Origin of the sequence: Microbulbifer agarilyticus (assembly GCF_001999945.1) — a bacterium.
In the GTDB taxonomy this organism is placed as follows: Bacteria; Pseudomonadota; Gammaproteobacteria; order Pseudomonadales; family Cellvibrionaceae; genus Microbulbifer; species Microbulbifer agarilyticus_A.
The window spans coordinates 164203-180169 of the sequence record NZ_CP019650.1 but is presented as its reverse complement, the minus strand read 5'-3'; the positions used below and the strand labels follow the sequence as shown (position 1 = coordinate 180169).

Genomic DNA, 15967 nt, shown 5'->3' with positions numbered 1-15967 from the left:
CACGCGGGATACACGTGGGGCCTCGGGAGAAAAGGATTACAGCGAACGCAGGAAGCGAACGATGTCTGCCTTTTCGTCAGTGGTCAGCGCCGGTACGGAACCATTGCCGTGTGCATCGATTGCCGCCTCGAGTGAATTCGCGCGACCGTCGTGCATAAACAGGGTGGCCTTGCCGTTGCGCTCGAGCAGCTCAACGTTCTGGCCAATGGCCCACAGTGCCGGGGTACGGAAGTCACCACCGGTACCTACATCCCACAGTTTCATGTCGGTGTATGGGCGGATCGCAAGATCGCGCGCCCAATCCGGCGCATCGCTGCGGGTCTTCTGGGTCGGCTGGTGACAATCAGCACAGCCGGCTTCGAAGAACGCCACTTCGCCTTCGGCAACCTGCGGATCGACGTAAGTGTCGTAATCGCGCACCGGCACGTGCAGGGTCTCGGTGTAAGTCACGATCTGGTTGAAGACCGTCTCACCGATATCGGCCGGGGTCAGACCCAGATCGGCCAGCAATGCACCTTCTGCCTGTTCACGAACTGTAGCGACAGAGCCATCCCAGGTCAGACCAGTCTCAGCACCTTCGATCCACTGCAGCAGGCCGATACCAAAGGTTGGCGGTGCCAACAGCGGGCCTTTCGCGGTGTTCACTACAAAGTCAGAGCGGCCATCGCGGAAGTGACAGTCACCACAAGAACCCTGACCGGCATCCTTGATCACATTGCCATCCACATCAGTGATGGCAACAGCATCGGTAAAGCCTTCCTGATTCGGGCGACCGCCAGAAACCTGCGGAAGACCGTGGAACGCATGGTGACCCCAGATGAACTGATCCACCTGTTCGGCACTTTGTACGGTAGTGACCTGCTGGGTGAAGCGCGCGTTGCGCTCTTCATCTTCAACCGGGTTACAACCGTTGGAGTGCACCATACGCACACCAGCAGGACCTGCCAGGTTCAGGCGCGGGTCACCGGTTGCGGTGGTAAAGCCCTGACCAATGGTGGTGTTCTGCATGGTGTTGTACACCTGCGAACTGATTGAGGTTCCGTTCGGGAAGTTGTTCTGGGCCGTCGGGAAGGTGGCTTCCCAACTAACAATCTGGCCATAGTCGAACGCATTCGCCGGCAGCGGGAAGCTGTTGATGATGTACTGCGGTCCCTGACAGTTACCGGCACCCCACTCGAAGGCTTCAATCCGCAGCGGCGCAGTGCTCGCGTTGGGCTGAATGGCGAACTCGCCTTCACCGTCGATAAAGGTGGTGGTGTAACGCTCGAGACCAGACGTCAGCGAGTTGTTGTACGGCGCCGCATCGAAGGATACGAACTCTTCTGGACGGTCACGCGAGTGCGGGTGACCATGGCGCTGCCAGTTGGCGCTGGTGTAAGTCACGGTCGGACGGTTACGTGGGTCGATACGGTCATCCGGGTTGTTCTCGTCGTACTCGAACAGCGCGGTGTACACCCAGTTATCTTCCGGCTCGTTATTCACGGTGCCAAAGATGCGGTAGCGCAGGAAGTAGTAGAACTGACCGTAACAGGCTCCCGGAATTTCCGCGGAGTAAGGGCCAGTCAACGTACCCGGCAGGTCCGCCTTGTGGAACTGGATCTGATTGTTGGAACACCAGAGCTCCAGGTTCGGGTCCTTGGCGCTGCGCGGTGCACCTTCACCACCGTAAGGTGAGAACTGTGCAATCAGACCACCGGTCAGGCTGGAGTTGGAGCCCGGGCGCCAGGTCAGGGTGCGGCCTTCGATATCGATTGCCATACCCATTTCGCGCGGAACCAGTCCGTTGATCGCGGTCTTCAATGCAGGGGCGGGGTGCTTAACCAGCGGCAGCTGGGGAATCAGCGATGCGTCGGCCAGCTCCCAGGTGCTGAACGCAATACCGTTGGTATCGTCGGCACTGGTGTCACCTGCGTAGAAGTACAGCGGCTCGCCGTTATAGGTCACGTGATAGTCGGTAACCTCAACCGTATCGCCACAGTCGTTGGTGGTTTCGTAAGTGCGCGGGATAGCGCCGAAGTCACCAGTCACACCACCGGCACCCACTACATCAGCAGGGTCGGCCACGATCACTTTCGGCCAGTTGTCTTCACAGCCGCCGGAGCAGTTGCTGACATTGTCACCGTCGTTCAGGAAGGTATACAGGGCGAAGCCCGCTTTACCAGTGGCTTCACCACCGATCAGGCGCGCTTGCCCGGTAGCACCATCGGTAACCACCATGCCTACGGTAGGCTTGGGCGCTTCTGGTGCCGGGGTCTCGCCGCCGCCAGTACCCGGGGTATAACACACTGCATCGGTTACACCTTCACCTGGTCGCACAGTGATCTCGGAAATACATTGTCCGCCCGGGAATTCACCACCCTGCAGACGCATTTCCAAGGTGTAGGTCGTGTTCACGTCTACCGCGCCCAGATCCGTCTCATAACGGTAGTAGCTGTTGCCCTGGGAGTCGGTGAAGATCACCTGATTGCCCGCCTGGTTGGGCGCTGCGCCCTGCAGGCCCCAGATTGCGAAGCCACGGCTCGCGCCCGGCTGCTCGGAGTGATACGCAATACCTGAAGTGGTGAGACCAGCTTCAAAACCTTCGCCAAATTCGGCCGCGGGATCACCGGTCGGAGCGTCACAGCTCGGTGTCGGAGTCGGAGTCGGAGTCGGAGTCGGAGTCGGAGTCGGAGTCGGAGTCGGAGTCGGAGTCGGAGTCGGAGTCGGAGTCGGAGTCGGAGTCGGAGTCGGAGTCGGAGTCGGAGTAGCGTCAGTCACGAATTCGACAAAGTCCACGTTCATGGCCGCATCGCTATTCTCGAACAGCACTTCGACGGTATCGCCTGCCGCAATCACCACATTCAAACTTGCGGTGTTGTAATTACCTACCCAGGCACCAGTAGAGGAGAACGTAAGGTCACCCGCATCCGCGCCGTTCACACGCACGGTCAGGGTGCCGCTGTTTTCCGATGCATAGTGCACCACCAGACCATTGGCCGCCGGCGCGTTGGCAATACGGAAACCAGAACCATCGGTGTAGATGTAAGCCACACCCTGGCCACCGGAAGCACTGCCATCGCTATAAATTTCAGCATCGCCCAACAGCGCCGCAGACTCAGCTTCTACCTGCGAACCGCTTGGTGTCGGAGTCGGGCTTGGCGTAGGAGTCGGAGTTGGTGTAGGGGTCGGGGTAGGAGTTGGCGTAGGAGTCGGCGCGGAAGAGCCGTCACACGCAGCCGGTACCATCGCCGCATGCATGCTGCTCTGAGGGTAAGGAGAGTAGTAACCCTCAACACCCGGGCCTTCCAAACGAAACTCTACGGAACCACCGCTGTAATCAATGCTGGAGATACATTGGCCAGCGGTACAGCTCAACTCAGAGGTCCACATCCACGAACCATTGTTGTAGCCACCAACCCAGACACCACCATTCGCGGTGATGTTCTCATCGTTGAAAACCAGCTTGTTATCGTCGGTACAAACCTCAGCACCAAATGCTGGCATTGCCGCAACAGAGGCAAAGCCAGCCAGTGCGATTGCCAACCGTAAGCGGGAGCGGCGCTGCGGCGGTGCGCTGGTCGCACCTGCCGACGAGACAGGACTTAAGTGGGCCCCTTCGGGGGACCGCACTTGTGCGTATTTGTTCATGATACACCCTGAAATTATTGATCTTATAAAAGGGCACGCGCATACGTGCTTCTCTCATCGTGGGATTACACTATTTCGCTCAGTGCAACTGGGTTATGCGTCACCACAAACTTAAGCAATATGGCCTGCTAAGGGTCTGCGTATAAACGCGTGGTGATTTAAGCAAACTAATTAATCCGCCTTGTAGGAAAGCCGTTAGAAAGCTGGAATTCAAGTGAATACTGGCGGGGAATTTTTGTGTTCGAGTAACCACATGAGAAGTGCGGACTCGACCAATGTATGGGGTTATTCATACCCCAGAGAATAGTGGGAAACCCACGTATCACGTGGGCTTCGGGCCAGGAGTATTTCGGCGACAGGCAAGGTTCGGATAAGGTTTTTTTCAGGTTCGAATAAAAAAACCCTACTGAATTCGTCTATTCAAACCAAAAACACCCAGAAAAAAATACCTATCCGACCTACTTCGCCAATGGAATCAGCGGATTGGTCGCACGTCCAAATTTTTTCCGATATTGGGAGGGCGTCATCCCGACCCATTTTCTAAACAAAGTATTAAAAGAAGACTTACTGCGGAATCCTGCGGCCTCATAAATACTCTGAATTGAAACCTGGTTGGGTTCCTCTTCTTTAAGCCGCTGCTTGATTTCCTCTATGCGGTAAGCGTTTACAAACTCGTAGAAATTCTTTTCAAAATGACGATTAATCGCATGAGAAACCAACTTTGGCGACTGGCCGGCCGCATTGGCGAACTGGTCCAAAGTGATATCTGGACGGCGGTACCAGTAATCGCCTTCCATCAGCGTGCGCAACTGAATAAGTAAGGCCTCACTTACTTGCGGCTCTTGACTGCTTTCTGCGACAGCATCTGACTGCTGCGCAAATAATTTTTCAGGAAGTACTTGAATGATACGCACCCCCTGTGAGAGGCCAAACAGTACCGCAGCGGTAAGCAATACAATCTGCAACACGCTTGGCAAGTGAATAATAAGCTCACGCAAAATAGGAAGTTTTTCTTCCGACATAAACGGTGGGATCAACGCCATGCTCCAGATCACACAGAATCCCGAAGTAACCACCGTGAGCCAACGCACGTCTACCGCATCTATATTGCCGAAATAGTCCTGCACCTGCTGCTGATAACGATGCAAAAAACGTAACGTCAATAGTGCAAAGACGGTGTTTAACGCAAAAGCGACACTGGCAACAAAAATGTAGGGCTCCCAGAACACCGGCTGCAGTATCATTTCCCACAGGCCAGAGTACGCAACTAGGATACTGGTAACAAAAACAACCAGCGGAGTCAGGAAAAACCGATTTTGGGCGGCATTTCGGTCAAGTAAGGTACTGACATAGCGAAATAGCATCGCACCGGGAAGAAAGAATATTAGGGTAATAGCAACGAAGAACCAGGCCCCAACAGTATTGCGCACCCAGTCAGACAGAAAAATATTGTAGGTCAGAAGAAAAACAATCTCCGAGAGGCCCACCAGCAGCAGGAAAAATGCCATTAGCATTGCGCTATGGCGACGACGTTGTAATTTTTCTGTGGACTCTTCGGCAACACCACCGTAGAAAGATATCAATACCCGGCTGTGTAGCCAGTAAAAAATCGAGAACAGGACCGATTCAACGAATATGACCAGCATCAACACGTCATAACTGTTGAATACCGCCTGACCCAACGCATAGAACAGCGCTTTCATCACTATCAAACCTCTATTTTCATACAGGTTTGCGTGGTCTGAGCGCGCCGTCGTTGCCGCGCTCAAGACGATGGTCCATCAATGCAAACCTACATGAAGTGCTTTTTTATTCTTTCCATCACTCTTTGGAAGGCCAGTGAGGCCTCATGAGAGACAATATCGGATTGAGCTTTTCGTGCAAGGATATCTGCACTAGCCGCAATTATTTCAAACTCGAACCCGAGACCGGGTCGATCATCCTTAAAGTGATCTACACGCTCGTCCAACTTAAACAAACTGCATTCGTCCGCACGCCAGAAATCGGGGATCGCGATATAGCCCTCTTCACCGATGATGTACGCCCAATTCTGTAATTTACAGCGAAATGAAGTCGCCAATGAAGCCACTGCGCCCTGGGCGTAGTCAGCAGTAATCACTACATCGTCCTCTACACCATTGGGTGCAAGGTGAGCGCGAACGGATAAATCCTGTGGTTCATCCTGTAGAAAATACTGCGCGATCGCGACAGGATAGATACCCATTTCCAGCAGGCAACCGCCGGCTAAGCGGTTGTCATATTCACGGCGGTCATTGGAGTAGGGAATTGGATAACCAAAATCCGCTTTCACATGGCGGATCTTACCGATACGACCTTCATCCACCCACTGTTTTGCTTTACGCAACGCTGGCAGGAACCAGGTCCACATTGCCTCCATCAGGTACTGCCCTTCTGCACGGGCAAACGCTACCAGCTCTTCACATTCTCGGCTATTTACCACGAGGGGCTTTTCACACAAGACTGCCTTGCCAGCAGCCATCGCCCTTTTAGTCTGGTCGATATGCAAGTTGTGGGGGGTGGCAATATAAATCGCATCAATCTCGGACGAAGCCATCAATGCATCATAACCAGCATAGGCATGGTCAATACCGTATTCTTCGGCGAACTTTATCGCAGATTCACCGCTGCGCGCTGCCACCGCGGTAAGTTCTGCATTCGGTGCAAAGCGAATGTCATTGGCGAATTGGTTGGCAATGCGCCCTGCCCCAAGAATGCCCCAGCGTACTCTCTTCATCATCTCTCCAAATCTTAAACTCTATTTGGTAATTATGCGGTTGGCTTTAACTGCAGCGCCGGCTCATCGAATGATTGTGATTTGCCACCCAGGTGTTTTTCCAAATCTTCCAAAGTTTTGCCTTTGGTCTCCGGAAGTAACCAGGCAACGAGCACGAAGCCCACAAGGGCGAAGCCGCCATAAATTGCAAAAGTGGTAACAATGCCGAGATGTGCCAATTCCCAGGGGAACACCAGTTGTATTGAATAGCTGACCGCGCTATTAGCAACACCGATGCAGGAAATGGCAACGCCACGAATGGTATTTGGGAATATCTCAGACAGAAGTACCCACATCACCGGCCCCAGAGAAAAGGCGAAAGAGGCAACGAAACCAAGAATTCCGATAAGCACCATGCGCGCGTCTACTTCAATCGCCATTTGCATCAGCGCGCTTTGGTGTGTGAGGAACTCTTCGTGGGTCAGTGATTCCTGCAAGGCATTTTTGAATGCCACGTCGTTTTCGTAAGACACACCGGCCATAGAATCAAGTGCGCCGGACCCTACGATCTCCTGGACTTGCTGCTCATTGTCCTTCGGTAATTGATAGGTGGCCTGATGAAAACTACCCGCGCAAATTGTCATGCTAATCGCAACGCCCGCAAGTCCTGCGAGCATTAATGGCTTACGACCTACACGATCAATCAATACCATCGCCAACACGGTGAATACAATATTAATGATTCCAACCCAGATAGCCTGCGCAAAAGCAGCATCAGTGCCGACTCCGCTCTGCTCAAAAATCGTTGGAGCGTAGAAATACACCGCATTGATACCGGTGATTTGCTGCGAAATTCCGACGATCAGACCGAGCACCAGGACCAGTCGCATTGGCTTGCTGAACAAGCGGCCCAACGCTTTTACAACGGACACTCGGCCCTGCGCGACCGACTCCTGGATACAGGCAATCTCTGCCTTTACATCTTTTGCGGGGAGTATGCGTGCGAAAATGCTCCGCGCTTCTGTTTCACGGCCATTGAGTAGCAACCAGCGTGGGCTCTCAGGAATGGCAAAAAGTAGCAGTAAGAACATCAGTGCTGGCAATACTTCCATACCTAACATCCAGCGCCAGGTATGTGCATCGATACCAAGTGCAACAGCGAGTCCCGCGTCATTCCCGCTTAGTTGGAGGATGAGGTAATTAGCGAAATATGCAGCGGAGAAACCCAACATAATATTGAGCTGGTTGATAGACACCATGCGACCGCGAATTTTCGCGGGGGAGACTTCGGCAATATACATTGGCGCGATATGCAGAGACGCAAATGCCAAGCCACCAATAAAGCGTGCAAATACGAGCGTGTTGTAACTGGTCGCAAACGCAGAACAAATCGCAGAAACCACGTAGAGTGCGGCGATCAATTGCAAAATGGTGCGACGGCCGTAACGGTCCGCCATAGGTCCGGCCAGGAAAGAGGCGATGATCGCACCGAGGGTGGGTGCACTGACCACCATCCCCTGCTCAAACGCATCCAATCCAAATTCAATGGCAACAAAGCCGACTACCCCAGAAATTACTGAAGCGTCGAAACCAAACACGAAGCCGCCCAGTGAAACTATGAGGGCATACCGCAGCGCCTGAGACATAGCGAACTCACTCTATTTTTTATTCGTCAAAAAAAAAGCGGTAACCCGATGCCGGGTTACCGCGAATACTAAAAACATGAAATACACTTAAGCACTAACAAGTGACGATATTCGAGTACCCACGAATCCAAAATGTGGGCACCCGAATTCACCTTGATCAGAAGCTAGCGCGCAGACCCAGTGCGTAACGCGCACCGAACTCTTGAGCACTAATCAGCTGATTGGTGAAACGACCGTGCTGACGGAAATCTTCACCGGTCAGGTTGATACCTTCGAGGAAGACAGTCATGTTGTCAGTAACGTCGTAGCTCGCACTCAGATCCCACTGGCCGTACTCTTCAGTAAATACCGGCTCGTCTGGTGCACGCAGCTGATCGGTAGACGCCAGGAAATCTGCGCGCCAGTTGTAGGCCAAACGGGCTTGGAAGCCGTTCTTGTCGTAGAAGCCAACCAAGTTGTAAGAGTCGCTCAAGCCGTTCAGAGCCAACTGCTCGGTGGTTTCGAATACATCGTATTCCAGGTCGCCATCAACGATGGTAGCGTTCGCCTGTAAGCCAAAGCCACTGTCACCCAACATGTGCTGTACAGCGAATTCGAAACCTTTTACGTGGGAGTCGCCCTTGTTTACCGGAGTGGTAATCAGCCAGTTGATGTCCGGTGAATTTGCAACAACAGTACCGTCACAGGCCGCAATATCTTCACCGTTAGCTCCACAACCGTTACCGAGGTCGCCCTGACTAGGATCGGTATATGCAACGCCATCAGCGTTGTACAGAAGGCCAGAAGTGGTATCAGCAGAAACATAGTTATCTACGAACTTCTGGAAGTGGTTGATTGCTACGTAGCTACCTTCGCCGTAGTACCACTCCAAGGAGAGGTCCAGGTTGTCCGCCAGATAAGGCTTCAGGTTGGCATTACCCTGATACGCGAGGTAGGGACCATTCGGACGGCTGTTAGCGATGCTCACAGCAGGACGCAACGCTGTCAGGTCGGTACGAGTCAGACTACGGCCGATAGAAGCGCGGGCGACAACTTCGTCGGTAATATCCAGTCGAACGTCAAGGTTCGGCAGCAGGTACGCGTAATCGCCATCCAGCTCGGTTACACCGTATACCAGTTCACTATCGAACTGAGGACGGAGTTCGGTCAGGGATTCGTAACGCAAAGCGTATGGAGTTACCTGGCGCGTTTCACCGGTCACATCGGTGGCTTCGTAACGCAGACCAACAACTGCCGTCAGCGGCATTTGTGCGATTTCTGATTCAAAGTTGAACTGGGAATAAATCGCAGTGCTTTGCTCAGAAACGGTGTTATAGACCTCAGGGTTAAAGGTAAAGCCGTATTCCTCACCAATTTGGTTGTACATCGACTTCACGTCGAACTTCACAAAATATGGGAACAGAGCTTCGTTACCACTGAAGGAGCTTCCGGTACCGGCACTATCAACCAAAGACAACTGGTCAACAGATGGGTTCCAGGCGCGACCCAGAGTGGTCATGTTCATGCGCCAGGTAGTGTCGAAGTCAAAGTCAACGTAGCCCATACCAAACTGTGCAGACTTGAGAACGCTGTCGTTGGCATTGGTCCATTCAAAATCGAATTTAACTTGATCAATGGTGTTCAGCACTTCGTTACCGCGACCGATAACCAGGTTACCGCCGATGCTGGCAAGATCCCACTGATCTGTCTTGTCGCCGCCGTCATACAGATAGTTCACACGACCGTCAAAACCGTTCGCCGCCATAGACGCTGGGTCATTCAGGATCGGCAGTTCGGTGCCCTGAGAGTAATCAATGGTGAACTGACCGGCATAGCACTGTTCGTAAGTAGCGCAGTAGAAATCTGCGTTAGTCAGAAGGATGGACTTCTCAGAGAGGTTTCCTTTTGGCTGCGCGTGGGAAGTAGAGTGATGAATATCAAACTTCGCCGTCAGGTTATCGCTCAGATCCCATTCAAGGTTAAAACCGATAGATTCGTTTTCGGTTTCCAGCTCATCGATGTAACCAATAAAGTCAGTGCCGCCAGCACCGTTAACAATCTGTGCAATTGAGCCGTTTTCATCGGTAGTACCGCTTACCCAGTTACCGAACCAATGAGCAGTCTGGTAACGCTCAATGTCGTCTTCATACTTGGAATAGAAATAGTCAAGAGTAGCTACCGCGCTGTCATTTACTGCGTACTGGACAACTAGCTGCGCATTATCACGTGTGCGCTCGTGATGGCTCTGGTCCATGTTGAAGTTCTGAGGCATCCAGATAGTACCACCTGGATTCTTGCTGGCATCAATCGCAGAGTCGTCGATACCGCCACCGCCACACGCATCGGTAGAAGTGCTAAAGCCCAGCTCACAGTTACCTGCGGTCTGACGTAACCATCCATCGGTTGCGATGATTTCTTGAGAGCTGTCACGCGCAGAGTGGGACAGAGCTACCAACAGACCCAACTGACCATCAAACAGCTGATTGGAGAACATGCCAGAAACTTCAGGGGTGAAGTCATCACCCTGAACATTGGTAGTGTCGTTGGTGGTCTTTACGCTGAATGCAGATTTGAAACCATCGTAGTCAAACGGCTTAGCGGTGCGAACGTTTACGGTAGCACCAATACCACCGGAAGCCTGCTCAGCGCGCGCGGTTTTATATACATCAACGCCGACGACAGATTCAGGAGCGATTTGCTCGAAGTTGAAGCTACGGTTCTGGGTACCGCCAGCACCTTCTTGCTTCGGAGAGTCAGCGAACGGCATGTTACGACCGTTCAGGGTTACCAGGTTGAAGTCCGGACCGAAGCCACGCACGGTGATCTGGTTACCTTCACCGTTCTTACGGTCGATAGAAACACCACTGATACGCTGCAGAGATTCCGCCAGGTTGGTGTCTGGGAACTTACCGATATCTTCTGCAGAGATCGCGTCTACCACGCCGTTAGCATCGCGCTTGATGTCGGCCGCTTTTTCCAGTGAACCGCGAATACCGGTTACGGTAACTTCTTCCAGCGCTTCCGTGCTTTCCTGGGCAAGTACAGCACCGGAGTTAACCATCGCAATTGAGATTACCAGGGGCTTCAGGCCCAAAGTTGTCTTTCTCATCATTATTATGCCTCCCGAATAGGCTTTATCGTTTTAGAGTAACACCCCTGATTTAGGGGGCAATCTGTGCCAAATTGAAAACGTTTACATTTTTATGGGTAGGATCCGGGGGAGTGTTGCTGCCGGGGTGTTAGAGAACACATCGGCCGCCCGCCGGACGTTGGCCGTTCAGGCCCCCAAACGGGTGTCGACCATGGTGTTCTTGGTAGAGATTCGCAGGTACTGCAGGGCGAGGTTACGCATAGTCTTCTCCCACAGGCCAGGTGGCCATCGCTTTTATTTTTTTATTACGCGCCCGTATTCGAGCGTCAAATTTAGACTATCCAAGAATGTAAACGTTTACAACATGATTTGCTGGGATTTTTGAGTGCCTGGAAACACCGCGTTTTGTCGATAGTATCCTGTTGCTTGGTGTGAACCCGTTTGCGGTGAGAGCATAAATTTGTTGCTGCTTTTTCTGTGAAAATCGCCCTGCATACCGGGAAAAATATTTTTCGCAGTATATTTTTATCACCCGGCTTCCCTCGATATTCCGCGCCAATCCGAGCTTCCCGCGTCAACTGCCACTCGCAACTTGCCGCAACAATGCAAAAAGGCCCCGGGAAGTCGCTTCCCGGGGCCTTTGCAGACGTATGTGTGGCGCCTTGCGGACGCTCGATCAAGCAGCCCTGAATTCTACCGACACCACAGATATCGTCACTGCGGTTACTAGTCTCGCCACATCAGAGGGTCTCGACAAACGCCTTCACGGCATCCTGCTGTGAACCACTCAGGCTGTTGTAGTTGCTGCGTACACCCGCGGCATCACCACCGTGACGCTGAATCGCATCTTCCAGGCTGGTAGAGCCACCATCGTGCATATAAAGCAGTGCACGGCTGTTCTTCTCCAGCATACGGATATTGTGGCCAAGGCCCCACAGCGGTGGTGTACGGAAGTCACCTTCGCCGAGATCCCAGGTCTTCATATCCGTGTAAGGACGCAGTGTCAGGTCACGCAAATGGGTCGGTGCGTCGCTGCGGGTTTTCTGCACCGGGGTATGGCAGCCGGCACAGCCAATGTCATTGAACAGCACATCGCCCTCGGCCACACCCGGCAGGTCATAGCTACCTGGGTTACGCGCTGGAACCGTGAGCACCTCGGTGTAGGTAGTCAGCAGCTCGAGCACTCGACCAGGCAATGCATCCGGGTCAACACCGTGGTCGAGTACCAGTGCATTGCGTACCTGCTCGGCAACAGTATTGGCAGAGCCATCCCAGCTAAAGCCAGCTTCGCGGCCCTCGATCACTTCCAGCAGTTTCACACCATACGTGGGCGGTGGCAGGCGTGGACCCTTCGCAGTCTGAATAATTTCAGAGCCTCGACCGTCACGGAAGTGGCAGTCGCCACAACTGCGATCACCAATTTTCACCTCATCAAAGTCGGTAGAGCCCTGCTTGTTCGGATCGATACCGTGGAACAGGTGGTGGCCCAGCAGGAAATCATCGACCATGTCCTCCGAGTGCACCGTGGTCACCGGCTGGGTGAAGATCGCGTTGTACTCCAAGTGGGAGTAGGTGCCGTTGTCGGACAGGATCATGGTGGTGCTGGCCTTGCCCGCTGGGTTCAAACGCGGATCGCCATAGTTACCCCAACCCAAGCCCACGGTGTAGTAGGAGAAATCGTTGTAGGTTTGCGCCCCGGTATTACCGGCCACGGCGGACACCTCGAACTGAATCACCTGGCCATAGCTGAACACATTGCCGAAACCCGGATTCTGCGTCAGCGCGAAGAACTGCTGTCCGTTCGGGCCACCGGCGGTGTTGCGCATGGATTCGTTGCGGATCACATTGCCGTCCACATCGAAACCGATCTGCACATTGCCCGGTGAGTCGTCTACCCAGATGTTGTAACGATCCAGGTTTCGCAGCAGGTCATTGTTGTGTTGCGCATCCAGAATCGCAGCGGTAGTACCGTCGTGGGAAACCGGGTGGCGGAAGCGCATCCAGTTGGCCGAACCGTCGGTGAAGGATGGGTAGTTGTTCGGATCCACACGGCTGCCTGCGGTGGTGAACAAACCAGTCCAAATCCACTGGTGTGCCGGGTTGTTGTTCAACGAATGGCTGGGGTGCAAGTAGCGGAAGAAGTAATTGTAATCGCCACTACAAGGAATCGCCGCGGATCCACCGCTTACGGCAACGCTCTTGAAGGTCATGTTGCCATCGTCTGAACAATGCATTTCCAGCCCGGAATCACCGCCACCTTTGACGATTTGCGGGCCCCAACGCCAGCTCAGCTGGTTGCCATTGATATCAAAAGCAAAGCCGTGCGACGTCGGCGCTGCACCATTGATCGGCGTGCGCAATGCAGCGGGGGGATTCGCGCGCGGCGCCGGGCCTACCCGCCCATTGGTCAGGGAATTGCTGGTCCAGTCCAGATGTGCGAAATCGGGATCACCGGGTTCGTCCGGATTACCGCCGTCACCGGGGTTACCGGCTCCGTTTCCGTCCCAAGCAAAGGTGTAACGCGGGAAATTGTCCGCGGACATACCCGGCACCTTCAGCTGTGCAGTGTAAGTTTGCCCGTTACTCAGGTTGTTATGCTCGCGATCCCAACGGCCATCGAGTAGTGCAGCAGGATAACAATCCACTTCCAGGTCTTTACAGCTGTAGAAGGTGCCACCGGTGGGCCATTCTGGCTGTGCCTTGAAGGAGAAGATTGCAGAGTTCGCACCCGTCGCGATCACCGCAAAATCGTCGCCGCTACCGCTGTCCGCAGCGACCACGTCAACAAAGCGGCTGTTTTCAGCGGTGTCATTATCGTCATCGGTAGCGACCACGCGTAAGCCGTAAGTACCTTCCAGCAAAGATTCCAAAGTCCAGCTGTACGGCGTATTGGAAACCATGCCCGCGGAAACTTCATTACCGCTGCCAGGTTCGGAATAGAACAGTTCGAGATAGCTGACGTTGCCATCAACGTCGTCCGCCATAGCGGAAACTGTCATGCTGCCGCCGGCAACCAGGTCACCGGCAGGCTCGGCTAGAGTCACATTGGGCGGCAGGTTACCCGCACCGGAGCTTGAACTGGAACCGGAACTGGAGGAACCAGTACCGGATGAACCGCCAGAACTTGAACTGGAGGAACTCGAGCTGGAAGAACTGGAACTCGACGAGCTGGAGCTTGAACTGCTCGAACTGCTTGAACTAGAAGAGGCCGAGGTGCTGAACAGTACACTTTCCATCGGCGAAATATATTGACCAGTGGCATTGTCCTGTACCTTCAATTGGATTTCATAGGTATTGCCATCGACGAGCCCACCAATTGGGCGCTGCCATTGGCCATCCTGTAACGAGCCCGGCACGCAATTTGTACCCAGGCAGACGTAGTTCCAGCTCCCGCTCCAACCCTGGTCATCAAAATAAATGACACCTTCGGTAGAACTGGTAGCGTGGATACCGGAAGCGGCACACGCCACCATTGGCAGGCAGCCAAGTAAAGCCACACCCACCAGCTTACTGCCGGTAGAGCGCACGAAACGATACAGAGAAGTTTTAAACGTATTTTTGAAAATTCTTCTGGAAGTTTTTTCAGCGCGCACAGAATTGCACGCTGCCGGGCGACGAGCCCGGGCAAGGGTTGTCTTCATCTTTCTCTCACTTGCCGTAAAAAATTATTGTTTTGAACTGGCCGGCGTTCGCAAAAAAAAGCGGCATCCGGGAAAACCCGGAATGCCGCAATCGACGAAAAAACCATCCTGAGAGCAATTTCGGCAAAGCCGAAAAAAACAGATCCACCGCGTTAATGATTACCGGCCATTTAAAAACTACGCCTAGATGTAAACGTTTACAAGCAAATGGCGGAAAAAATTTTACATTCGATAAATCGCAACAACACCCATAAAAATATTGACTCAAGCGCAGAAAAACGCGCGCTTTGCATAAATTTTTTGCCCGCTGGTTACCCGGCAAAAAATTCCGAATTTAGAAATCCGAGATTGCTCCCCAGCTAGAGACCAGGTACCCAAGTCTCAATAAGGCCAGTTGGCCTTGGTAAATACCCCACCATCTACCCACAGGGTCTGGCCAGTCACGAAGGATGCCTTTTCATCCGCGAGATAGCTCACCGCGTTGGCGATATCTTCCGGCATACCCACGCGCCCCAGCGGAGCAATATTGCCCCAAACGTCGGCGTAGTCCGGCGCCTCTTCGCGGGTGCGATCGATCAGGATACCGCCCGGCGCCACACAGTTAACGCGGATGCCGTGCTGCCCAAGCTCTACTGCGGCAGATTTGGTCAGCATCTCAATGCCACCCTTGGAAGCCGCATAATCCACGAGATTCGGGAATGCCAGCTTGTTACAGCCACTGCCAATATTGACGATGCTACCGGGGGTTTTGCGCTCGACCATCAGGCGTGCGGCGAGCTGAATATTCAGGAAGGCGCCTTTGAGGTTAGTGCGAATAACGCGGTCCCAATCCTCTTCCTGCAACTCCAACAAAGGAGCCCAGGTCTGCACACCGGCATTATTCACAATCAGTCTCGGTGCACAGTCGAAATCGGTAACCACCTGCTGGTAAAAGTCTTGCAGCTGCGATTTATCACCTACATCACAGGCAGTGAACAGGCAGCGTCGGCCCAACGCTTCCACTTCCTTGACCAGTGAAATTGCGTGTTCATCTTCGTGCAGGTTGCACACCGCAACATCCCAGCCTTCAGCGGCGAGTTGCAGGGTGATCTCACGCCCAATACCCGCCGAGCCACCGGTGACTACGGCCAACTTACCATCGCAATGCATTATTTTTCTTCCATCTTGCTTGCGCCACAGCAATTTGGAATGTGGCACATCTGCAACTTAATGTAAACGTTTACATTGTGCTGTGCAAGCGTTATTCATG

General features: G+C 53.4%; 7 protein-coding genes. All 7 read right to left on the bottom strand.

Annotation, left to right across the window (positions count from 1 at the left end):
* Positions 1-36: 36 nt before the first annotated feature.
* On the bottom strand, positions 37-3627 hold the full coding sequence (locus Mag101_RS00690) for a di-heme oxidoredictase family protein (protein ID WP_157520068.1): 3591 nt from the start codon (positions 3625-3627) through the stop codon (positions 37-39).
* Between the two features lie 458 nt (positions 3628-4085).
* Positions 4086-5330: a helix-turn-helix domain-containing protein gene (locus tag Mag101_RS00685; protein ID WP_077399378.1), complete on the bottom strand. Its 1245-nt coding sequence runs from the start codon at positions 5328-5330 to the stop codon at positions 4086-4088.
* Between the two features lie 89 nt (positions 5331-5419).
* On the bottom strand, positions 5420-6382 hold the full coding sequence (locus Mag101_RS00680; RefSeq protein WP_077399375.1) for a Gfo/Idh/MocA family protein: 963 nt from the start codon (positions 6380-6382) through the stop codon (positions 5420-5422).
* Between the two features lie 32 nt (positions 6383-6414).
* Positions 6415-8007, bottom strand: coding sequence for a sugar porter family MFS transporter (locus tag Mag101_RS00675; RefSeq protein ID WP_077399372.1), 1593 nt, complete (start codon positions 8005-8007; stop codon positions 6415-6417).
* 157 nt (positions 8008-8164) lie between these two features.
* Positions 8165-11098, bottom strand: a complete 2934-nt coding sequence (locus Mag101_RS00670; RefSeq protein ID WP_077399369.1) for a TonB-dependent receptor — start codon at positions 11096-11098, stop codon at positions 8165-8167.
* 719 nt (positions 11099-11817) lie between these two features.
* A complete protein-coding gene (locus Mag101_RS18240; protein ID WP_077399366.1) occupies positions 11818-14718 on the bottom strand; it encodes a di-heme oxidoredictase family protein in 2901 nt (966 codons plus the stop codon).
* Positions 14719-15099: 381 nt separating this feature from the next.
* The gene (locus Mag101_RS00660; protein WP_198040038.1) at positions 15100-15915 is read right to left on the bottom strand and encodes an SDR family NAD(P)-dependent oxidoreductase; all 816 of its coding nucleotides are present in this window, start codon (positions 15913-15915) and stop codon (positions 15100-15102) included.
* Between the last annotated feature and the right edge of the window lie 52 nt (positions 15916-15967).

Coding starts and splice junctions, on each gene's coding strand:
- Mag101_RS00675 (WP_077399372.1), bottom strand. CDS start 8,007: ATGTCTCAGGCGCTGCGGTATGCCCTCATAGTTTCACTGGGCGGCTTC.
- Mag101_RS18240 (WP_077399366.1), bottom strand. CDS start 14,718: ATGAAGACAACCCTTGCCCGGGCTCGTCGCCCGGCAGCGTGCAATTCT.
- Mag101_RS00690 (WP_157520068.1), bottom strand. CDS start 3,627: ATGAACAAATACGCACAAGTGCGGTCCCCCGAAGGGGCCCACTTAAGT.
- Mag101_RS00680 (WP_077399375.1), bottom strand. CDS start 6,382: ATGAAGAGAGTACGCTGGGGCATTCTTGGGGCAGGGCGCATTGCCAAC.
- Mag101_RS00685 (WP_077399378.1), bottom strand. CDS start 5,330: ATGAAAGCGCTGTTCTATGCGTTGGGTCAGGCGGTATTCAACAGTTAT.
- Mag101_RS00670 (WP_077399369.1), bottom strand. CDS start 11,098: ATGATGAGAAAGACAACTTTGGGCCTGAAGCCCCTGGTAATCTCAATT.